The sequence below is a fragment of the Kitasatospora sp. NPDC023385 genome (assembly GCF_055664045.1).
The window spans coordinates 110,589-131,325 of the sequence record NZ_JBVOOL010000018.1; the positions used below are offsets into that span (position 1 = coordinate 110,589).

The window sequence follows — 20,737 nt, forward strand, 5'->3', positions numbered from 1 at the left end:
ACCTCTCACGTTTCGGCGTCTCAAGTGCGACCGCGAGCCGGGAGGCGGACCGGTTGACCCAGCCGGCCCAGCGGGCGCAGCCGGCTCCGCGTCGGGGCGGGTGGGACGAGGCCCGCCCACGGCCGTCGGGGTAGGCGGTGGTGGTGTTCACGCTCGGTACGACTGGGGGCGGCGTTCGGGCTCGCACGGGTTGAGGCGTGGAAGCGGCCCGCAAGACCAGCCGGTACGCGCGACCGAGAAGGCGGCGCCGGTCTCCGAGGGTTTCTCGGGGACCGGCGCCGGGTGTTGCTGCCGTTCGGTGGGAGGGGTTACACGTAGTACCCGAGGACGTCGGCGATCAGATGCGTCGGCCCCCAACCCGCGTTGAGCAGGTTGACCTTGCCGTCCGCACCGACCGGCACCACGACCAGGTTGGGGGTCGTCTGGCCGGCCACCCAGTTGAGGTTGGACGACGTCGGCTGCTCCGTGCCCGAGGGCCACACGGTCAGGTGGCCGTCCCCCGCGGGCTCGGTCACCGTCACGTTCAGGACCACGGCCTTCGCACCCTGCGGCACACCGCCCCGGCCCGCGACCTGGAGCGACACCGTGTCGTTCGCCGGAACCTTGTCGTTGCCCGGTCGACCGATGCCCTCACGCGAGTCCAGCAGCCGCGACGGGTCCACCGTCGAGAAGGTCGACCCCGCCGCACTGTCCGAGTAGTACCCGAAGACATCCGCGATCAGGTGGGTGGGGCCCCAACCCGCGTTGAGGAGATTGACCTTGCCGTCGGCACCGACCGGGACCACGACCAGGTTCGGAGTCGTCTGGCCGGCCACCCAGTTCAGGTTGGACGACGTCGGCTGCGCCGTACCCGAACGGGCATCCGGGCCGGTGGGGGGCGTGCCCGGGGGGTGCCGGTGGGGTGCCCGGGGGCGTGCCGGAGCGCACGGGCTCGCCTCCCGGCAAGGGGACGGGGCCCGGCCGGCGCTACGGGTGGGGGCGGGTCCGTTGCGCGGGGAGGCTCGGGACGCCGGCGCCGGTGCCGGCGCCGGCGCGGCGGGCGAGGTCGGCGACGGTGTGGAAGAGGACGTCGCCGAGCAGCACCGGGTCGCGTGAGGTGTCGGTCGCGTCCGGGGCCGGGGAATCGGGGCGGGCGGGCGAGGGCGGCTGGTCACGGAGCTGGCGAGTGGGCATGGCTCTTCCTGCCGACGGGGTGGCCGTCGGCAGTCCTGCCCGCCGTGGCCGGGCCGACAACCCCGGGCGGGGGCGGATCGGCCGGAAACGGCGCACGAAGGGCCGGATCAAGCCCCGGACCTGCCCTGGACCTGCCCTGGACCTGCCCTGGACCTGTCTCGGGCCTGCCACGGACGTGCCCCGGAGGACCGCGGCGGCCCGCCCGGGACGCCGTCCGAGCGCCCGCGGGACCGGCGAACAGTCGCCGAACGGCCGCCGGCCCGCCGCCGCGCACGGCCCGCTGCCGGGGCGGTGCCCCGGTGACGCCGATGGGCGAAGATGGACCGGTGACCGAACCCCGCACCGCTCCCCGCCTCATCGCCACCGACCTGGACGGCACCCTGCTCTGCTCCGGCGGCACCGTCACCGACCGCACCGCCGCGGCGCTGGCGGCGGCCGAGGCGGCCGGGGTGCAGGTGGTGTTCGTGACCGGGCGGCCGCCGCGCTGGATGCAGCAGGTGAGCCCGCACATCGGCGGCCACGGGGTGGCGATCTGCTCGAACGGCGGCGCGGTGGTGGACGTGCGGCGCGGCGAGCTGCTGGAGTCCTTCCCGCTGACGGTGGAGACCACCCTGGCGGTGGTCGAGGCGCTGCGGGCCAGGCTGCCCGGCACCGCGTTCGCCTTCGAGTACCCGGACGGCTGGGCCCGCGAGGCCGGTTACGCGGTGCCGATGTGGGGCGACGACCTGGAGCACGCGGTCGGTTCGGCGGAGGAGCTGCTGGAGACCGGCGGGCCGGTGCGGGGCCTGTACAAGCTGCTGGCCAAGCACCCGGACCTGGATCCGGACAAGTTCCTGGCCGAGGCCCGGGCGGCGGCCGGGCACCTGGCGGAGATCACCCGCTCGGCGCCGATGCCGCTGCTGGAGATCAGTGCGGCCGGTGTCACCAAGGCCAGTACGCTGGCCCGCTGGTGCGCCGCGCACGGGATCGACCGCAGCGAGGTGGTGGCCTTCGGCGACATGCCGAACGACCTGGAGATGCTGGCCTGGGCCGGCACCGCGTACGCCGTCGCCAACGCGCACCCGCACGTGCTGGCGGCGGTGGCGCTGCACGCGGCGAGCAACGAGCAGGACGGCGTCGCGGCGGTGCTGGAGGAGCTGCTCGGCTTCGCCTGACCGAGCCGCCCCCGCTCCCTCCCGGACAACTCGCTTAGCCGAAGCGACCGTTGACGTAGTCAGAGGTCCGCTGGTCGTGCGGGCTGCCGAAGACCTGCCCGGTCGGCCCGGCCTCGACGATCCGGCCCGGGGTGTCGTGGGTGGCCAGGAAGAACGCGCAGGTCTGCGAGACCCGCTGGGCCTGCTGCATGTTGTGGGTGACGATCACGATGGTGAGCCGCCCGCGCAGTTCGGCGATGGTCTCCTCGACCCGCCGGGTGGACGTCGGGTCGAGCGCCGCGCACGGGCCGCTCGATCAGCAACTCTCTGACGGCTTGGGCGAGTTCGTCCTCGCTCCGGTACGTCCGCACGCCGACACCGAGCGGTCTGCCGTTGGCGGCGCGCAGCACCCACCCGACGCAGCGGTCGCCCACCGGCACGGTCAGCAGCCGCGGGCCGCGCCGCTCAGCGGCCATCGGTGCGTCTCAACGGCGGTGCGTTGGCGGGTAGTTCTCGCGGTGGCTGCTTGGCGAGCAGCACCACGAACCGCCGGAAGGCGTTCTGGCAGGTCGCGTAGCGTTCGTACGCACGGCTGGAGCGCACCTCGGGGAGGCCGCGCGAGCCGGGGATGACCCAGACCCAGCCGATGCCGTCCCGGACGTGGGTGATGCGCGCGGTCAGCTCGTCCGCGCCGAGGCGCAGGCCGTCGAAGCCGCGTTCGGCCTCGCCGGCCGTTTCGAACGCGGCCGGGGTGATCGCGACCACCCGGCCGTTGGGCGCCTTGAGCTGCCACCGGTAGCGCCCGTCCGCGGCCCGTTCGGTGCGGAACCCCCCTCGACTTGCCCCTGCTGCGGTGCGACCGCGGCCGGAAGCGTCCACTGCCCCCTCCGTCCGGTTACCGTCGGGTCTCCCCTCCGGGACGGAGCAAAGCTATGTGTGCACACGGAGCGGCCGAAAGCCCAGAACGTTCACAACTTGCGCCGTTGGTCGGGAAGTTCTCCCTCGTTTAACTTTCACTTGTCTTGGCCCGACGGCCCCGGAGCCGGCCCGGGAGCCGGGCCCGGCGCCCCCGGGAGCCGGGCTCGGCGGCGGCCGGACCGGGCTCAGAGCCGGGCCGTCCAGCGCACCCTCGTCCCCTTGCGGTGGGGCCCGCTCTCGTGCCACGCGTCGCCGCCGAGCGCCTCCGCGCGCCTGGTCAGGTTGAGCAGTCCGCTGCGCCGGCCGCCCGCCGGGATGCCCACCCCGTCGTCGGTCACGGTGAGCAGGACGCCCGGCCGCCCGTCGCGGTCCGGCCACTCCGGGTCGCCGCCCATCGGCCGGCCGTCGTCGCTCAGGTGGACGGTCGCCTCGACCTCCACGCCGACCCGGGAGGCCCGCGCGTGCCGCGCCGTGTTGGACAGCATCTCCCGCAGGGCGGCGAGCAGTTGACGGCCGGTCTGCTCGCCCACCAGGCTCTCCACCGGTCCGACGAAGCTCACCGAGGGCTTGAACCCGAGCGCCGCCGCGGCCTGGCTGGCCTCCCGCAGCACCCGGGTGCGCAGGGTGTCCGGGGCGTCGCCGTGGTTGTCGTGCTGCAGGGCGTAGATGGTGGTGCGGACCTCCTGGATGGTGGCGTCCAGCTCGTCCACCGCCTTGCCGATGCCGGTCCGCACCTCGGGGACGATCGCCCGCCGGGCGGCGCTCTCCAGCATCATCCCGGTGGCGAACAGCCGCTGGATCACCAGGTCGTGGAGGTCGCGGGCGATCCGGTCGCGGTCCTGGAAGACGGCCAGGCGCTGCTGGTCGCGCTGGCCCTCGGCGAGCCGCAGGGCGAGGGCGGCCTGCGAGGCGAAGGTCTCGGCGAGCTGCTTCTCGCCGTCGGTGAACGGCAGCGCGCCGACCGGCCGCCAGACGCAGAGCCCGCCGAGCACCCGCCCGGCGGAGACCATCGGCACGGCCATGGACGGGCCGAAGCGGCGGGCGAGCCGGATCACCACGGTCGGGTCGCTGGACATGTCGTCCAGGTAGACGCTCTCGCCGGCCAGCAGCCGGGCCGCGAAGCTCTCCTTGGGCAGCAGTTCGCCGCGGACGAACTCGGCCAGCTCGCCGGAGGCGTGGGCGACCCGCAGCTGCCCGTCGCGCTCGCCTTCGGGGCCGGTCGGCAGGAGGATCATGCCGAGCGCGGCGTTCGCCAACTCCCGTACCTGTTCGGCCGCGACGGTCAGCGCCGACTCAGCCTGCTCGGCGGAGAGCAGCGCGGTGGCGACGGCGGCGGCGCCGGCGATCCAGCGCTCGCGGCGGCGGCCCTCCTCGTACAGCCGGGAGTTCTCGATCGCCACGCCGGCCGCCGCGGCGAGGGCGTGCACCACCTGTTCGTCCTCGGGGGTGAAGGCGCCGCCGCCCTTCTTCTCGGTGAGGTAGAGGTTGCCGAACACCTCTTCGCGGACCCGGATCGGCACGCCCAGGAAGGTCACCATCCGCGGGTGGTCCGGCGGGAAGCCGGAGGAGCGCGGGTCGGCGCCGAGGTCGGCCAGCCGCAGCGGTTCGGGGCGGTCGATGAGCGCGCCGAGGATGCCGCGGCCGTCGGGCAGTTCGCCGATCGCGGCGGCGGCCTCGTCGTCCACGCCGACGTGGATGAAGTCGGCCAGGCCGCTGCCGCCGGGGGCGATCACGCCGAGTGCCGCGTACCGGGCGTCGACCAGCTCGGCGGCGCCGGTGGCGATCCGGTGCAGGGTGGCGTGCAGGTCCAGTCCGGCCCCGATGGAGACCACCGCTTCCAGCAGCCGCTGCATCCGGTCGGTGACCGCGGCGGCCGACTGCAGGCGCTCGGCGACCTCGGTGACCAGGGTGTCCAGTCCGAGCGAGGCGATCTCGGGCACCCGGTGGGGTGTCGGGTCGGGGGTGGCCTCGGGCAGGTCGGTCGTCGGGTCCATGAAGAAAGCCTAGTTTGTATGCTTTTCGTCCGAAGGGTGGCGCGACTAGCCGAGCACCGGGACCGGCACCGGCGCCGGCAGCCCGTCCGCCTCCCGCTCCCGCCGCCACATCGCGTGCAGCCGCCCGTCCGGGTCGGCGACCAGCTCCGACCAGCGGCCCCGCTCGACGACCCGGCCGCCGTCCAGCACCAGCACCTCGTCCACCGTGGCGTCGTCCAGCCCGGCCAGCCGGTGGGTGATCAGCACGGTGGTGCGGCCCTCGGTGGCGGCCAGCAGGTCGGCGGTGAGCGCGTCGGCGGTGGGCAGGTCCAGGTGCTCGGCGGGCTCGTCCAGGACCAGGACGGGGAAGTCCGCGAGCAGCGCCCGGGCGAGCGCCAGCCGCTGCCGCTGGCCACCGGAGAGCCGGGCGCCGTGCTCGCCGACCATGGTGTCCAGGCCGTCCGGCAGGCCCTCGGTCCAGTCCAGCAGCCGGGCGGCGGCGAGCGCGGCGCGCAGCTCGTCCTCCCCCGCGGCCGGCCGGGCGAGGCGCAGGTTCTCGCGCAGCGAGCTGTCGAAGACGTGGGCGTCCTGCGCGCAGAGCCCGATCACCCGGCGGACGTCCTCGCCCGCGAGCGCGCGGCTGTCCACAGCCTGTGGACGGCCGGCGGCGAAGGTGACCGCTCCGGCGCTCGGCTCCAGGAAGCGCAGCAGCGCCTGGGCGAGGGTGGTCTTGCCGGAGCCGGACGGGCCGACCACGGCGATCCGGCGGCCGGCGGCCAGGTCGAGGTCCACCCCGGCGAGCGCGTCCACCGGCTGCCCGGGGTGGCGGACCGTCAGCCCGCGGACGGCGACCGGCAGCGGCCGCGCGGGCAGCTCCAGCGGCTCGACGGGCTCCGCGACCGGGGCGGGAGCGTCCAGCACCTCGTCCAGCCGGGCCCGCGCGGCCCGGCTGCGCCGGCGGGCCTGGACGGCGAGCGGCATCCCGGTGACCGCCTCGAAGGCGGCCAGCGGGGTCAGCACCACCACGGCCAGGCAGACCGGCGCCAGCGCCCCGCCGCGCACCCCCTGGACCCCGACGGCCGCCGCGGCGGCCACGGTCAGCCCGGTGAGCAGGGCGATCAGCCCGGTGCCGAGCGCCGTGCCGGCCGCCGAGCGGGCGGCCAGCCGGGTCAGCGCGGCGTCGGCGGCGCGGACGGCGGCCAGCCGGCCGGGCAGCGCACCGGCCACGGTCAGCTCGGCGGTGCCGGTGAAGGCGTCCACCACGGCGGTGGCGAGGCGCCCGCGCGCCGGGGCCTGCCGCCGCTCGGCGCCGGCCGACCAGCGGGCGGCCAGCGCCGGCACCACCGCGCCCGCGAGCAGCAGCCCGAGGCCGAGCACCGCGCCGGCGGCGGGCAGGAAGGCGGCCAGCGTCACCGTCGAGGCCACCGCGACCACGCCCGCCACGGCGGCGGGCAGCCGCCAGCGCAGGTAGTGGTCCTGGATCGCGTCCACGTCGGCGACCAGCCGGGAGAGCAGGTCGCCGCGCCGGAAGGCGGGCAGTCCGGCCGGGGCGAGCACGCTCAGCCGCCGGTAGACGGCGGCCCGCAGGGCGCCGAGGGTGCGCAGCACCGCGTCGTGCGAGACCAGCCGCTCGGCGTAGCGGAAGACGCTGCGGCCGATGCCGAAGGCCCGGACGGAGGTGACGGCCATCATCAGGTAGAGCACCGGCGGCATCTGCGAGGCCCGGGAGATGAGGTAGCCGGAGGTGGCCATCAGCGCGACGGCGCAGCCGAGGGCGAGGGCGCCGAGCAGGATGGACAGGGCCAGCCGGGGCGCGCTGCCGGTCCCGCCCCCGGACGCCTCGGGCTCCTCATGCACGGCGGGGGCGGCGGTCGGCTGCCCGCTGTGGGCGAGCGGGGCGACGGGGGCGGCCACCGGGGCGGGGGCCCCCGTGAGCCGGACCCGCCGGTCCGCGACGGCCAGCAGCGCCGGCCGGTGCGCGACCACCAGGACGGTGCGTGCCGGGTCCTCGGCGAGCGCCCGGACGGCGTCCACGACGGCCGCCTCGGAGGCGCCGTCCAGGTGGGCGGTCGGCTCGTCCAGCAGCACCAGGGGCCGGTCGTCGGCGAGCAGCACCCGGGCGAGCGCGAGGCGCTGGCGCTGTCCGGCGGAGAGTCCGGCGCCGTCCTCGCCGAGCACGGCGGCCAGGTCGGTGGCGAAGTCGAGGGCGTGCGCGGCCCGCAGCGCCGTCCGCAGCTGCTCGTCGGTGGCGTCGGGCCGGTAGAGCCGCAGGTTCTCGGCGATCGTCCCGGCGAACAGGTGCGGGTGCTGCGGCACCCAGGCGATCTGCCGGCGCCAGCTCTCCGGCTCCAGTTCGGCCAGGTCGTAGGTGCGGCCGTCGGCGGCGGTGATGCGGACGGTGCCGGCGTCGGGTGCGGTGAGGCCGAGCAGGACGGCCAGCAGGGTGGACTTGCCGGCGCCGCTGGGGCCGGTGAGGGCCGTGGCGGCGCCCGGGCGCAGGGTCAGCCCGGCGCCGTCCAGCGCGGGCACGGCGCGCCCGGGGTGGCGGACGACCAGGCCCTCGGCGTGGATCGCGGCCCCGGTGAGGTCGGGCGCGGGCGTCGTCCCGGCGGCGGGTAGCGGGGTCTCCAGCACCCGGAACAGTGCGTCGGCGGCGGTCAGCCCCTCGACGCTGGAGTGGTAGAGCGCACCGACCTGGCGGATCGGGGCGTACACCTCGGGGGCGAGGACCAGGATCAGCAGCCCGGTCTCCAGGTCGAGGGTGCCGTCCACCAGCCGGAAGCCGACGGTGACGGCGACCAGCGCGACGGAGAGGGTGGAGAGCAGTTCCAGGGCGAAGGAGGAGACGAAGGCGATCCGCAGGGTGCGCAGGGTGGCGCGGCGGTAGTCGGCGGTGATCCGGGCGATGGTGGCGGCCTGGGTGCGGGCCCGGTTGAACACCTTGAGGGTGGGCAGCCCGGCGACCACGTCGAGGAAGTGGTGCGAGAGCCGGGCCAGGGTGTCCCACTGCCGGTCCATCCGGGCCTGGGTGGCCCTCCCGATCAGCACCATGAACAGCGGGATCAGCGGCAGCGTCCCGGCGATGACCGTGGCCGAGGTGACGTCGGCGCCGACGATCCGCAGCAGCACGATCACCGGGACGACCACGGCCAGCGCCAACTGCGGCAGGTACCGGGCGAAGTAGTCGTCCAGCGCGTCGATGCCGCGGGTGGCGAGGGTGGTGAGCTCCCCGGTGCGCCGGCCGGCCAGGTAGGACGGGCCGAGCGCGGTGGCGTGGTCGAGCAGCCGGCGCCGCAGAGTGGACTTCACCCGGGCGACGGAGCGGTGCGCGGTGAGCTCGGTGAGCCAGCCGACCAGCCCCCGCCCGACGGCCGTCAGGGCGAGCAGCAGCAGCGGCGCGGTCAGTTCGCCGAGGGTCGCGCCGCGCTGGAAGGCGCGGACGACGATCTCGGCGATCAGGCTCGCCTGGGCGACCACCAGGGCCGCGCCCGCCGCGCCGAGGAGCACGGATCCGGCGAGGAAGGCCCTGGTGGTGCGGGCGTAGCCGAGGAGCCGGGGGTCGACGGGCTGCACGGCGTCAGGCCCGGTCGAGCGGGGCGGCGGGGGCGGCCGGGGCAGCGGGGGCGGCCGGGGCGTGCCCGGGGATGTGCTGGACGCCGATCCGCTTGCGGAACACCCAGTACGTCCAGCCCTGGTAGAGCATGACCAGCGGGGTGAACACCGCCGCCACGATGGTCATCAGCTTCAGCGTGTACGGCGAGGAGGCCGCGTTGCTGACGGTGAGGCTCCAGCCGGCGTCGAGGGTGGACGGCATGACGTTCGGGAAGAGCGCCAGGAAGAGCATCGCGACGGCGGCCACGATCGTCGCCCCGGAGAGGACGAACGCCCAGCCCTCGCGGCCGAGTTGGTTGGCGACCAGGGCGCCGACCAGGGCCGCCACGGCGATCACCAGCGCACCGAGGCTGCGGCCGTTGCCGCTGTCCGCCTGGGTCCAGACCAGGAAGACGAGGGCCAGCACGGCGGTCGCCAGTCCGGCCCGCAGGGCGGCTCTGCGGGCCCGCTCGCGGATCTCGCCGACCGTCTTGAGCGCGGCGAACACCGCGCCGTGGAAGGTGAACAGCGCGAGCGTCACCAGGCCGCCGAGCAGCGCGTACGGGTTCAGCAGGTCCCCGAGGCCGCCGACGTAGTTCTTCTGCGCGTCGATGTCCACGCCGCGCACGATGTCGGCGAAGACGACGCCCCAGAGGAAGGCCGGGAGGAGCGAGGTCCAGAAGATGGCCTCCTCCCAGTTCCGCTGCCAGCGGGCGCCGTCGCGCTTGGCCCGGTACTCGAAAGCCACACCGCGGACGATCAGGCAGACCAGGATCACCAGCAGCGGGACGTAGAAGCCGCTGAAGAGCGTCGCGTACCAGTCCGGGAACGCGGCGAAGGTCGCGCCGCCGGCGGTCAGCAGCCAGACCTCGTTGCCGTCCCAGACCGGGCCGATGGTGTTGATCAGCACCCGCCGCTCGGCGGTGTCGCGGGCCAGCGGCTTGGTCAGGATGCCGATCCCGAAGTCGAAGCCCTCCAGGAAGAAGTAGCCGATCCACAGGAGCGCGATCAGCGCGAACCAGACGTCGTGGAGTTGCATGTCAGTTCCTCGGTTCCCCTGGGGAGTGCGTCAGTACGCGAAGGCGAGCGGCTTGTCGGCGTCCGCGTCCGAGGACGGGCCGCGCAGCGACGGGACCTCGGTGGGCGGCTGCTCGGTCACCACCGGGCCGGCCTTGGCGTACTTGACCAGCAGGCGGACCTCGACGACCGCGAGGATCGCGTACAGCGTGGTGAAGGTGGCCAGCGCCCCGATCTGGGTGCCGACGCCGACGTTGGGGGAGACCGCACTGGCCGTGGTCATCAGGCCGAAGACGGCCCAGGGCTGCCGGCCCATCTCGGTGAAGACCCAGCCGAAGCTGTTGGCGATCAGCGGGAAGCCCATGGTCAGGATGCCGATCCGCCAGCTCCACGTGGTCAGCAGCGGCCCGAGTTCGCGCTTGGGGGTGAGCATCAGTCTGGGCACCTCGGTGTCGCCGGTGCGGAACTCGGGGCGCAGGAAGAGCTTCCGCCGGGTGGTCCAGAGGCCGATCAGACCGGCCACGAAGGAGGTCATCCCGAAGCCGATCATGAGGCGGAAGCCCCAGTAGGTGACGAAGATGCTCGGGATGTAGCTCTTGGGGTCGCCGCCGTGCGGGGCGGCCTCGGCGGCCGCGGTGTCGTTGATGCCGGGGACGGAGGAGCTGAAGTCGCTGTGGGCGAGGAAGGACAGCACCCCGGGGACTTCCAACTCGACCGAGTTGTGGCCCTTGCCGACGTCGCCGACCGCGAAGATCGAGAACGGCGCGGGCGCCTGGGTGTCCCACAGCGCCTCGGCGGCGGCCATCTTCATCGGCTGCTGCTCGAACATGACCTTGCCGAGCTCGTCGCCGCTGAGCGCGGTGCCGGCGCCGAAGACCACGGCGAGCACCAGGCCGAGCCGCAGCGAGGTCCGCATCGAGGCGGTCTTCCTGGGGTCGGCGGTCTCCGCCCCTCCGCTCTTCTCCAGCAGCCGCTTGGCCTTCCAGAGATGGAAGGAGGAGATGCCGACCATGAAGGCGGCGCCGGTGAGGAAGGCGGCGGTCAGGGTGTGGGCGACGACGGTCAGGGTGGTGTTCTGGAACAGCACCTTGGTGATGTCGGTCAGCTGGGCCTTGCCGGTGACCGGGTCGATCGCGTAGCCGACCGGGTGCTGCATCCAGGAGTTGGCCGCCAGGATGAAGTAGGAGGAGAGCACGGTGCCCAGTGCGACCATCCAGATGCAGGCGCAGTGGATCTTCCTCGGCAGCTTGTCCCAGCCGAAGATCCACAGGCCGATGAAGGTGGACTCGAAGAAGAAGGCGATCAGCGCCTCCATCGCGAGCGGGGCCCCGAAGACGTCACCGACGAAGCGCGAGTAGTCGGACCAGTTCATGCCGAACTGGAATTCCTGGACGATTCCGGTGACCACGCCCATCGCGATGTTGATGAGGAAGAGCTTTCCCCAGAACTTGGTCGCGTGGAAGTACTTCTCCTTGTTCGTCCGCACCCAGGCGGTCTCCAGGCCGGCCACGACCGCGGCCAGGCTGATCGTGAGCGGAACGAAGAGGAAGTGGTAGACGGTGGTGATGCCGAATTGCCATCGCGCGATGGTCTCGTGAGCGATTGCCAGTTCCACGTCGCCCTCTCTCCCAACCGGGCCCGTGCGAGGACGGGCACATTCCGGACAAAGTTCTTCTCTAGCCGCAGACCGCCGCCAAGCCGCGCGAGCTTGCCTGCTTGTGAACGTGAACACGTTCACAAGCATCAGTATCCACCATCCTTACGAGGGAACTGCAGGTGGGGTGGGGTTGACAGACCTGTGCGATGCGTCACGGTTTGCGGCGCGGCCCGAACAGGCTGTGTGCGGTGCGGTGCGGTGCGCACAGTCTGCGGACCCGCCGGGGCCGGAGCAACGAACGACCGGGCGGATGGCGCGCGGTTCTTGGCCGAAGCGGCGCTTGACAGGCCGACGCCCCGCTCGCGTCGGCGGGCGGGGCGTGCCACGGCCGGCGACGCCGGTCGGCCCGCGGCGCCGGTCGGCCGGCTGCTCCGGTCGGCCAGCAGCGCCGGTCAGGCGCGGCCGAGGAGCTGGGTGCCCGAGGTCGAGTCGGCGCGGGCGGTGAAGAACTCCGTGAAACCGCGCAGGAACTCCTCCCGGGTGATCCGACCGTCCCCGTCCGTGTCCAACTGCCGGAACCCGTGCGAGAGCTCCACCGGATGCACCCGCGGGCCGCCGAACACCGCGCGGTACTCGTCGAACTCCAGGAACCCGCTGCCGTCGGTGTCCGCGGCGGTGAACACCGCCCGCAGCGCGGGCAGCAGCCCCTGCTCCAGGTAGGAACCGTCCCGGTCGCAGCCGGCCACGGTGGCCGCCACGAACTCCTCCCGGCTGACCCTCCCGTCCCCGTCGGCGTCCATCGCCTCCCGCAACTGCTCCCACCAGCCGTCGAAAGCGCCGTACACCCGGGCCTCGGCGGCCTCGTCCAGCTCCAGCTGCCAGCACACGTTGTGCGCCATGGCCCGCAGGTCGTGCACGGTGACGAAGCCGTCGCCGGTCTGGTCCAGCACCTCGCGGAAGAACCGGTCCAGCCGGGGCCCGCGGGCGTCGCGGTGCGGGCGGTAGCGGCGGGGCGGGCGCTGCTCCTGCGCGGAGCGGTAGCGCAGCCGGTCCGGCACCAGCCGGACGAGCGCGCCGGCGCCGCGGTGCAGCACGACGGACAGCAGCGCGGCGCGGCGGGACCGGACCAGCCCGAACCGCTCGCGCACGGCAGGAGGCAGGTCCGCCACCGTCAGCTCGGTGATCAGCCGGGCCACGAGCAGCCGCACCACCCGCCAGCCGGCGTCGCCGAGGAACCACAGCCGCCGGGGCCGGGGGGCCTCGCGCAGCAAGTCGCCCAGCAGGTACCGCGCCGCCTCCGTGAACTCCAGCCGCTCCCGGGCGTACCGGGCGAAGTACGCGGGCAACTCCTGTGCCGAGGCGGGCAGTTCGCCCTCCGGCAGGTCGAAGGCCGCGACGGCCGCCTTGAACTCGCCGTACGCCTCCTCCAGTTGAGCCGCGTCGTAGCCGTCCCCGCCCAGCCGGCGCATGGCGACCACGCACTCGAAGAGCGTCAGCAGCACCCACGCCCTGGTCGCGGCGTCCCGGGCGTCGTACGGCCGGCCGTCCGGCGCGGTGCCCCGGATCCGCTTGTGCGCCCGCTCCAGCCGCGCGATCTCCCGCCGCAGCGTCTCCGCGTCCTGGTAGAACAGCCGCCGCCCGCTCCCCAGCGTGTGCTCCACCCGCCGCCACGGATGCGCCCGGTAGGTGGAGTGCTCCGCCATCCCGGCCCCCACCACCGGATCCGCCGCCTGCAGCACCAGCAGCCGCCACGCGACCAGGGCGACCCGCCACTCGGACAGGTCCCGCCTGAACGACACGGCCCGGTCAGCCACGGCGCTCGCCGGTGATCTCGGGGCCGATCGCGAAGCCCTTGGCGGGGCCGTCGGGGATCACGGCCTCCCTGCCGTAGGGGGTGCGGGTCGAGGATGCGTAGTCACGACGGTCGGAATCCGGGCGGGTGAGGACCGTGACGGCCCCGCCGTCGTCGTAGTCGTCGATGATCACGTACACCGGGATGCCCTTCCACGCCTGCCACAGCACCTGGTCCAGGTTCACGACGGCCACCTCAGCAACGAGCGCGCTCATGGGGACACCCCAGTTCCCGTCCGGTGTGATCGACTCGCACGAATCCGCACGAGCAACGGCTGCACGATCGCACACGACCGGGGGGCCGGCCGGGCGATCGGCCGCGGGTTCACCCGATCGAGGCGTTTCGAGCCCGGAAACGCCGGAACCGCAGGACGGGCCGGGGCCTGTCCTGCGGTTCCGGATGACGTGCGGTGGGTTCGCGGCCTCATCCCGAGTGGGCGCGAACCCGGGTGGATCAGCGGGTGGCGCGGCCGGCCGGCTTGCGGCGGGAGGCGTAGAGGGCGGCGGCGCCGAGGCTGAGGGCGAGGCCGGAGCCCAGCGCGAGGTACGGAGTGGCCGGGTTGGAGCCGGTCTCGGCCAGCTCGGTGGCCGAGCCGGTGGTGGCCGCCTGCGTGGTGGCCGAGGTGGTCGAGGTGGCCGAATTCGACGTGGTGGTCGACGTGTTCGTTGCGGTCGTGGCCTTGGTGGTGTCCGAGGCCGGGGTGACGGTGGTCGGCTTCTCCGCCGGCTTCTCGACCGGCTTCTCCACGGGCTGCTCGACCGGCTGCTCGACGGGCTTGCCCGTCTGGCTCTCGGCCTCTCGCCTGGCGTAGTCAGCCGCCCTTGCGTCGGCGTACGCCTTGTTGGCGATCTCGTAGGCCTTCTCCGCCGCCTTCAGGGCCTCCTCCAGCTTGACGATCTTGGCGCTTTCGACATCCAGGGCATCCGCGAGCGCCTTTTCGGCAGCGGTCACAGCGGCCTTGGCCTTGGCTTCGGCATCGTGCGCCTCGTTGGCGGCCTTGAACGCCGCCTGCATCCGCTCCCGGGCCTTGTCCAGTTCCTCCGGCTTGGCGGATCCATAGGCCAGCGCGGCCTCCTCGGCCGTCTTGTCGGCGGCGACGGCCGACGTGGCGGCCTTCTCGGCCGCTTGTTTCGCCCGCTGCACCCTCATGAGGTAGGGCTGCGGGTCGGCCTTGAAAGTCTCGAAGTTGGCCTTCGCGGCGGCCACCGCGCCATGGGCCGCTTGAACGGCGTCGAACGCGTCGTTCTGGGCCTTCTCCAACGCGTCGAGCGAGTCGCTGTCGCTCTGGGCCGATGTCACCGGAGCCGACTCCGCGAAGGCGGGTGTTGCGGAGAACGCGACTACGGGCGATATCAGGGCGGCGACAAGGGCGGCGGGAACCAGCCTACGACGAATGTTCAAACTATCCTCTTTCAGGAGGGATGGAACGCGAAGTCCGTTTTCCCGGGCCCCTCTTGACCATCCGGCGACGGTCGATCATAGGCACACGGATCCTTTGCCTTCCATTCCTGTTTTCGAGAGAATCAAGGAATTGACGAGTCGACAATTCCCCGTGAGGCCGAGCCTCAGGACGGCCGGTCGCCGTGGTCGGGGAGTTCGACCCGGAACGTCGCGCCTGCGCCCGGCGCGGTGTGCAGGCTGAGCGTCCCGCCGTGGGCGCGGGTGAGGGCGGTGGCGATGGCGAGGCCGAGTCCGGCGCCGCCGCCCTTGTCGCGGCTGCGGGAGGCGTCGACCCGGTAGAACCGGTCGAAGACCTGCTGGGCCTGCTCCTCGGTGAGGCCGGGGCCCGAGTCGGCGACCTCCAGGAGGCAGACACCGTCGGCCCTGGCGCCCACGCCGATCCGTACGGGAGTGCCGGACGGCGTGTGTTTGACGGCGTTGCCGACCAGGTTGGTCACCACCTGCCGGAGCCGGGCCTCGTCGCCGAGGACGGGTGCGGGCCCGGGCGCGCCCGTCCCGCCGGGGCCGGTGAGGGCGACCGGGCGGCTGGGGTCCAGCGCGGTGAGGTCGTGCAGCGCGTCGGCGGCGAGGGTGCGCAGGTCCATGGGAGCGAGGTCGAGGGGGCGTTCCTCGTCGAGCCGGGCGAGCACCAGCAGGTCCTCGACCAGGGCGCCCATCCGGTCGGCCTCGCTCTCGATCCGGGTCATGGTCCGCTTGACGTCCGCCTCGGTGGGCAGCGCGCCCATCCGGTACAGCTCGGCGAAGCCGCGGATGCCGGCCAGCGGGGTGCGCAGCTCGTGGGAGGCGTCCGCGACGAAGCGGCGCATCCGGGCCTCGGATTCGGCGCGGACCGCGAAGGCCGCCTCGATCTGGGTGAGCATCCCGTTGAGCGCGATGGACAGCCGTCCGACCTCGGTGCGCGGGGCCAGTTCCGGCATCCGGTGCGACAGTTCGCCGGCCGCGATCCGGGCGGCGCCCGCCTCGATCCGCCGCAGCGGCCGCAGTCCGGCCCGGACGGCGAAGAAGCCGAGTGCGGCGATCAGCACCAGGACGGCGCCGCCGATGGCGAGGAAGGAGGTGCTCAGTCTGCCGACGGTGGCGTCGATGTCCTCGCGGGAGACGGCCACCATGACGTAGGCCGGGGTGACCGTCGGCGAGGCGTACGCGCTGGGGTTGGCGGCCTGACCGCGGGGCGGTTGGAGCGGCAGCACCAGGACCCGCCAGCTGTGGTTGCCGCGCTGGTCGGGCAGGTCGAAGGGCACGTCGGGGGCGGTGCGGGTCGGGTCCAGGCCGGCCAGTTGCGGCGCCGGGTCGCTGTCGGAGACGGGTTGGCGCATCAGCGCCTGGACCTTGCCGTCCGCGGACAGGTACTGCACCAGGTACTGGCTGGGCAGGCTGACCCGCCGGCCGGCGATGGCGGGCCGGCCGACGGTCGGCGTGCTCACCTGGGCCAGGGGCTTGCGGGACAGCGGCAGCCCGTACCGCTGGAGCTGTTCGTCCAGTTGCTCCACCAGCTGGCTCCGGACGGTGCCGAGCACGAAGGTGTCGCTGACCGCGAGCCCGGTGGTGACCAGGGCGAGCGCGAGCACCAGCAGCCGGACGCGCAGTGACAGCCGTGAGGAGAAGCGGGCGAACACGTGCGGGCCCGGTCAGCCCTGCGGGGGGCGGCGCAGCGCGTAGCCGATGCCGCGCACGGTGTGGATCAGCTTGGGGCCGTGCGCCGGGCCGGAGTCGAGCTTGCGGCGCAGGTAGGAGATGTACGACTCGACGATGGAGAGGTCGCCGCCGAAGTCGTAGGCCCAGACGTGGTCGAGGATCTGCGACTTGGAGACCACCCGGCCGACGTTGGCCATCAGGTAGTGCAGCAGCTTGAACTCGGTCGGGGAGAGCGAGACCGGGGTGCCGCCGCGGGTGACCTCGTGGGCGACCGGGTCGAGGCTGAGGTCGGCGACGACCAGCCGGCCGTCCTCGGCGGGGCCGCCGGCCCGGCGCAGGATGGCGCGGATCCGGGCGATCAGTTCTTCCAGGCTGAACGGCTTGGTGACGTAGTCGTCGGCGCCCGCGGCGAGGCCCTGCACCTTGTCGCCGACGCCGTCCTTGGCGGTGAGGAAGAGCACGGGCAGGTGGTCGCCGGGGTGCCCGTGGGCCGGCCCGGCTATCTGGCCGCGGTTGGTGCGTTCGCGCAGTTTCTCGACGACGGTGAAGCCGTCGAGGTCGGGGAGCATCACGTCCAGCACGACGAGGTCCGGGCGTTCGGCGGCGATCAGGTCGAGGGCCTCGGTGCCGCTGGCGGCGGAGGCGACCCGGAAGCCGGAGAAGCGCAGGGAGGCGGCGAGCAGCTCGCGGATGTTGGGCTCGTCGTCCACGACGAGCAGGAACGCCTCGCCCTGGCCCCCGGCCACTGCGGACCCGCCTGGTGTGGTGACAGTGCCTTGCACGGGGGTTTGGCCTCCCGGTCGGACGATGACGTTCAGCATGAGGCTAGCCCCCGGAGGCTACGCGGCATGGATGAATGTTGGATTAACACCTTATCGGTCGGTTTTACGACGACAAGCCCACAGGAGGGCGCTCGGTGGTGTGCGCACGGGCGTGAACACGCCCAATGCGCCCCCGGAAAGACTGCCCGCTCCCGGCGTGCGCGGATATGACCTGCGCCACTCCACCGGGGGCGAAGTGCGACCGGATTCGGAACGGAAGCCCGGTGCGACCCATCGCACCCCTCACCCGAGGGGCACGAGGGAGCACAAGGGGCACAGGGGGCGCGAGGGGCGCGCAGTTACCGGGGCTGCTGTTCCCAGGCCGGCTTGCGGAGTTCGTACTCGACCTCGCCGTGCTCGGATCCCGGGATCGACTCCGGCCAGTCGCCGTGGAAGCTCCGGAGGAAGGACAGGCCGGACTTCTCCATCACGCGCCGGGAGCGGGTGTTCACCGCCATGGTGTTCGACGTGACGCGCTCCACCGCCAGGTCGCTGAACCCCTTGTCGATCAGGGCACGCGAGCCCTCGGTGGCGTACCCCTGGCCCCAGGCGGCCCGGTTCAGCCGGTAGCCGAGTTCGACGACGGCGGGGTCGTGGTCGTCGAGGGGGCGGAGTTCGAACCAGCCCAGAAAGGTCCCGGTGGCCTTCTCCTCGGCGGCCCAGAAGCCCCGGGTGCCCGAGCACGGGTGGTCGTGGAGGAGGCGGGGCAGGGTCCGGGTCCGGATCGCGTCCCGGTCCGCCGGCTTGCCGCCGTTGATGTAGCGCATGACCTCCGGGTCGTCGTCCAGCGCGAACAGGTGCTCGGCGTCGGCCTCGGTGAACGGGCGGAGGACGAGCCGTTCGGTCTGCAGGAAGGGGTCCATGCGGGGATCCTCACCGTGCGCCGCCGGTCCCGCCATCGAATTTCCGGGACCGGCGACCGATACCGGCGACCGATGGCGGGTCAGGCCATGGCGGACCGACGCCCGTCCGGGGTTGCCGCCGTCAGGTCTGCCGGGGGAAGGCCGTGGTGCGGGTGAGGACGGCGACGGCGACGAGGGCCAGGGCGGAGAGGCCCTGGAGGACGGCGTACCAGGGCGGGCAGAGGCTGGGGACGAGGTCGACGCCGATGAGGGCGACGGGCATGATCGTGGAGCCGGTGCGCAGGCGGTCGAAGTCCCGGTAGGAACCCTCGGCGGCACGGGTGGCCAGCCGGTGGAGCAGGGGGGTGACCGCCAGCAGGACCGCCCCGCGGAACCACATGAACGACGTCGCCTCGTGCCCGGTGGCCGCCACCACGGCGACCGTCCCGAGGACGACCGTGCTGACGGCGCCGAAGAGCATGATGCACTTCCTCACCGTGGTGAAGCCGTCCTGATCGGTTGTCATGGGTCTTTCTCCTCCGTGTCGTGGTGGGAACGACGCTACGGAACGCCGAGCCGACCGGGTACCGGTTCAGCCGTACCGGTGGGTGGGGCTGAACCACCCCCGGCCCGGGGCGACACCTCCCGGACGGCGTGTTGCCGTCGGCCATCAGGGTTAACGGCGGCCCCGCGTTGCGCGCCCACTGGCGTGCCGAACGAGGCGGCCCGGCCCGTTCAGGCTGAAGTGGCGGCACCAGTTCCCACCCCGCCGGAGAGAAGCCCATGAGAATTTCCCGCTCGGTGACCACCACGGCCACCGTCGTCGCCCTGATCACCGTGGTCTGCGGCGGCTGCTCCAGCAGCAAGAAGACGACGGCTCCCGCCAGCACCCCGCCCGCGGTGACCGCCCCGGCGACCTCCGCCGGCAGCCCGACCACCGAACCGACCTCGACGGAGAGCGCGAGCCCGAGCGCGAGCACGAGTCCGAGCCCCTCCGCCGGATCCACCGGCGCAGGCGCCGCGGACGGCGTGGTCGCGGCCGCCACCGTCGGCAAGTACCAGAACATCCTGGTCGACTCCCAGGGCAGGACGCTGTACCTGTTCGAGGCGGACACCTCGCCCACCTCGACCTGCTACGACGCCTGCGCCACCGCCTGGCCGCCCGTCCTGACCACCGGCGCCCCCACCGCCACGAACGGCACCGACAAGGCCAAGCTCTCCACCACCACCCGCAAGGACGGCAAGACCCAGCTCGTCTACAACGGCCACCCGCTCTACCGCTTCGACGGCGACACGGCGAAGGGCGACACCAACGGCGAGGAGTCCAGCGCCTTCGGTGCCAAGTGGTACGTGGTCAACGTCGCGGGGGACAAGGTCGAGGGCAGCTGAGCGGATGCACGGCGTCGAACGGCCGTCCCGCCCCCGCCGGGCCTCCGGTCTCCGGTGGGCCCTCCTGCCGGTGGCGGTGACGGCCGGCCTCTTCTGGTACGGCCGGGCACACACCCCCGACTACGCGAGCAGCCTCTTCGGCCGCCGCTTCGACGACGCCAACCAGCTCAAGGCCCAGCTCGGCACCGCCCTGCTGGGCCTCGCACTGGTCCAACTCCTGCTGGCGCTCTGGATGTACGGCCGGCTGCCCGGTCTGCCCGCCGCACCCCGGTCCGTCCGGACCGGACACCGGCTGGTCGGCCTGGGCGCGTTCCTGCTCTCGCTCCCGATCGCCTACCACTGCCTCACCGCGTACGGCGTACAGCTGACCGACGGCAGGATCGCCCTGCACGCGTTCGCCGGGTGCTTCCTCTACGGCGCGTTCGTCGCCAAGGTCATCGTGGTCCGCCACCGCCGGCTGCCCGGCTGGGCCCTGCCCACGGCGGGCGGCGCCCTGGTCGTGCTGATCGCGCTGCTCTGGTACAGCGCCGCGCTCTGGCGCCTGAACGACTATCACGTGCCCGGTCTGTGAGCCGTTTCCGGCCTCGTACCGCGCCGAGCACACGCGAAGGCCCTCGCCCCGGTCGGGGCGAGGGCCTCGCGGTCGTCCGGGCGGCTCCGGGTCAGCCGCCGGAGTTCCGGTTGCCGCCACCTGCGCCGAAGCCTCCGGCAGCGTTGCCTTCGACGAGCTGGTTGGCGGTGTAGCCACCGTTGGCGTCGGGGGTGCCGACGACGGTCACGCTCTGGCCGGGCTGCAGGTCGGTGACCTTGCCCTCCTTGTTGAGCTGGACCTTCGTCGCGTCGCCGGTGGTGACCTTGACCGTGTTGCCGTTTGAGTCTGTCAGGTACACGACGTTGCCGTCCACCGCCTTTACCGTGCCCCGGGCGAAGCCGGGCTGTCCACCCTGACCCTGCCCTGCGCCTTGGCCCGCGCCCTGGCCGGCACCCTGCCCCGTGCCCTGGCCCCCACGGCGGGAGCCGCCCTGCCCGCTCCCGCCCTGTCCGTAGCCGCCCGCCGCGCGCTGCTGCCCGGCGGGGGCAGCCGCAGCAGCCGGCCGCGACGACTTCCCGCCGGAGGTGCCGTTGTTCTGCTGGTACCAGACGCCGCCCGCGAACGCGCCCGTCGCGATCACGCCGCCGGCCAGCACCAGGCTGATCCAGGGCAGCTTCCGCCTCGGCGGGGCGGCCAGTTCGGCCGACACGTCACGGGCGTCCGGCGGGGTGGAGAGCAGGGCGACCTGCTCGGCCTGGGTGCCGCTGACCGTGGCGATCTCGTTGCTCATGGAGTGGTGTGTC

The 20,737-nt window shown here is 73.4% G+C and carries 19 protein-coding genes; 3 read left to right on the plus strand and 16 right to left on the minus strand.

The window, feature by feature from the left end; translation table 11 throughout:
- Nucleotides 1–308 precede the first annotated feature (308 nt).
- Nucleotides 309–815, minus strand: a complete 507-nt coding sequence (locus AC0B61_RS25860; protein WP_471743137.1) for a hypothetical protein — start codon at nucleotides 813–815, stop codon at nucleotides 309–311.
- A 151-nt stretch (nucleotides 816–966) separates the two neighbouring features.
- Nucleotides 967–1,173, minus strand: a complete 207-nt coding sequence (locus tag AC0B61_RS25865; RefSeq protein WP_471743138.1) for a hypothetical protein — start codon at nucleotides 1,171–1,173, stop codon at nucleotides 967–969.
- A 308-nt stretch (nucleotides 1,174–1,481) separates the two neighbouring features.
- Between AC0B61_RS25865 and AC0B61_RS25870 the strand changes: the two genes are divergently transcribed.
- Nucleotides 1,482–2,327: an HAD family hydrolase gene (locus AC0B61_RS25870; RefSeq protein ID WP_471743139.1), complete on the plus strand. Its 846-nt coding sequence runs from the start codon at nucleotides 1,482–1,484 to the stop codon at nucleotides 2,325–2,327.
- Between the two features lie 34 nt (nucleotides 2,328–2,361).
- Here the strand turns inward: AC0B61_RS25870 and AC0B61_RS25875 are convergent, their stop codons facing one another.
- From AC0B61_RS25875 to AC0B61_RS25935, 13 genes are all read right to left on the minus strand, one after another.
- A complete protein-coding gene (locus AC0B61_RS25875) occupies nucleotides 2,362–2,535 on the minus strand; it encodes a hypothetical protein (RefSeq protein WP_471743140.1) in 174 nt (57 codons plus the stop codon).
- A gap of 236 nt (nucleotides 2,536–2,771) precedes the next feature.
- A complete protein-coding gene (locus AC0B61_RS25880) occupies nucleotides 2,772–3,185 on the minus strand; it encodes a YegP family protein (protein ID WP_471743141.1) in 414 nt (137 codons plus the stop codon).
- 224 nt (nucleotides 3,186–3,409) lie between these two features.
- Nucleotides 3,410–5,218: a sensor histidine kinase gene (locus AC0B61_RS25885; protein ID WP_471743142.1), complete on the minus strand. Its 1,809-nt coding sequence runs from the start codon at nucleotides 5,216–5,218 to the stop codon at nucleotides 3,410–3,412.
- Nucleotides 5,219–5,263: 45 nt separating this feature from the next.
- A complete protein-coding gene (gene cydD / locus AC0B61_RS25890) occupies nucleotides 5,264–8,770 on the minus strand; it encodes a thiol reductant ABC exporter subunit CydD (RefSeq protein WP_471743143.1) in 3,507 nt (1,168 codons plus the stop codon).
- 4 nt (nucleotides 8,771–8,774) lie between these two features.
- Complete coding sequence (gene cydB / locus AC0B61_RS25895; RefSeq protein ID WP_471743144.1) at nucleotides 8,775–9,827, minus strand: cytochrome d ubiquinol oxidase subunit II; 1,053 nt, start codon at nucleotides 9,825–9,827, stop codon at nucleotides 8,775–8,777.
- Between the two features lie 30 nt (nucleotides 9,828–9,857).
- Nucleotides 9,858–11,420: a cytochrome ubiquinol oxidase subunit I gene (locus AC0B61_RS25900; protein WP_471743145.1), complete on the minus strand. Its 1,563-nt coding sequence runs from the start codon at nucleotides 11,418–11,420 to the stop codon at nucleotides 9,858–9,860.
- A 434-nt stretch (nucleotides 11,421–11,854) separates the two neighbouring features.
- Nucleotides 11,855–13,201 carry an oxygenase MpaB family protein gene (locus tag AC0B61_RS25905; protein WP_471743146.1) on the minus strand — a complete coding sequence of 449 codons (1,347 nt, stop codon included), beginning with the start codon at nucleotides 13,199–13,201 and terminating at the stop codon, nucleotides 11,855–11,857.
- 7 nt (nucleotides 13,202–13,208) lie between these two features.
- Entirely contained in the window at nucleotides 13,209–13,469 is a 261-nt protein-coding gene (locus AC0B61_RS25910; RefSeq protein WP_471743147.1) for a hypothetical protein, read from the minus strand.
- Nucleotides 13,470–13,707: 238 nt separating this feature from the next.
- Complete coding sequence (locus AC0B61_RS25915; protein ID WP_471743148.1) at nucleotides 13,708–14,553, minus strand: LAETG motif-containing sortase-dependent surface protein; 846 nt, start codon at nucleotides 14,551–14,553, stop codon at nucleotides 13,708–13,710.
- 266 nt (nucleotides 14,554–14,819) lie between these two features.
- Nucleotides 14,820–16,331 carry a sensor histidine kinase gene (locus AC0B61_RS25920; RefSeq protein ID WP_471743149.1) on the minus strand — a complete coding sequence of 504 codons (1,512 nt, stop codon included), beginning with the start codon at nucleotides 16,329–16,331 and terminating at the stop codon, nucleotides 14,820–14,822.
- Nucleotides 16,332–16,343: 12 nt separating this feature from the next.
- A complete protein-coding gene (locus tag AC0B61_RS25925; protein ID WP_471743150.1) occupies nucleotides 16,344–17,171 on the minus strand; it encodes a response regulator transcription factor in 828 nt (275 codons plus the stop codon).
- 299 nt (nucleotides 17,172–17,470) lie between these two features.
- Entirely contained in the window at nucleotides 17,471–18,034 is a 564-nt protein-coding gene (locus AC0B61_RS25930) for a GNAT family N-acetyltransferase (protein WP_471743151.1), read from the minus strand.
- Nucleotides 18,035–18,155: 121 nt separating this feature from the next.
- Nucleotides 18,156–18,539, minus strand: a complete 384-nt coding sequence (locus tag AC0B61_RS25935; protein ID WP_471743152.1) for a hypothetical protein — start codon at nucleotides 18,537–18,539, stop codon at nucleotides 18,156–18,158.
- Nucleotides 18,540–18,796: 257 nt separating this feature from the next.
- Here AC0B61_RS25935 and AC0B61_RS25940 point away from each other — a divergent pair, with 257 nt between their 5' ends.
- Together AC0B61_RS25940 and AC0B61_RS25945 are read left to right on the plus strand one after the other, a co-directional pair.
- Nucleotides 18,797–19,402: a COG4315 family predicted lipoprotein gene (locus AC0B61_RS25940; protein ID WP_471743153.1), complete on the plus strand. Its 606-nt coding sequence runs from the start codon at nucleotides 18,797–18,799 to the stop codon at nucleotides 19,400–19,402.
- Nucleotides 19,403–19,406: 4 nt separating this feature from the next.
- Nucleotides 19,407–19,973: a DUF6529 family protein gene (locus tag AC0B61_RS25945; RefSeq protein WP_471743154.1), complete on the plus strand. Its 567-nt coding sequence runs from the start codon at nucleotides 19,407–19,409 to the stop codon at nucleotides 19,971–19,973.
- Between the two features lie 91 nt (nucleotides 19,974–20,064).
- On the opposite strand, the gene AC0B61_RS25950 is transcribed toward AC0B61_RS25945, so the two are convergent.
- On the minus strand, nucleotides 20,065–20,724 hold the full coding sequence (locus tag AC0B61_RS25950) for a hypothetical protein (RefSeq protein WP_471743155.1): 660 nt from the start codon (nucleotides 20,722–20,724) through the stop codon (nucleotides 20,065–20,067).
- Nucleotides 20,725–20,737: the final 13 nt, after the last annotated feature.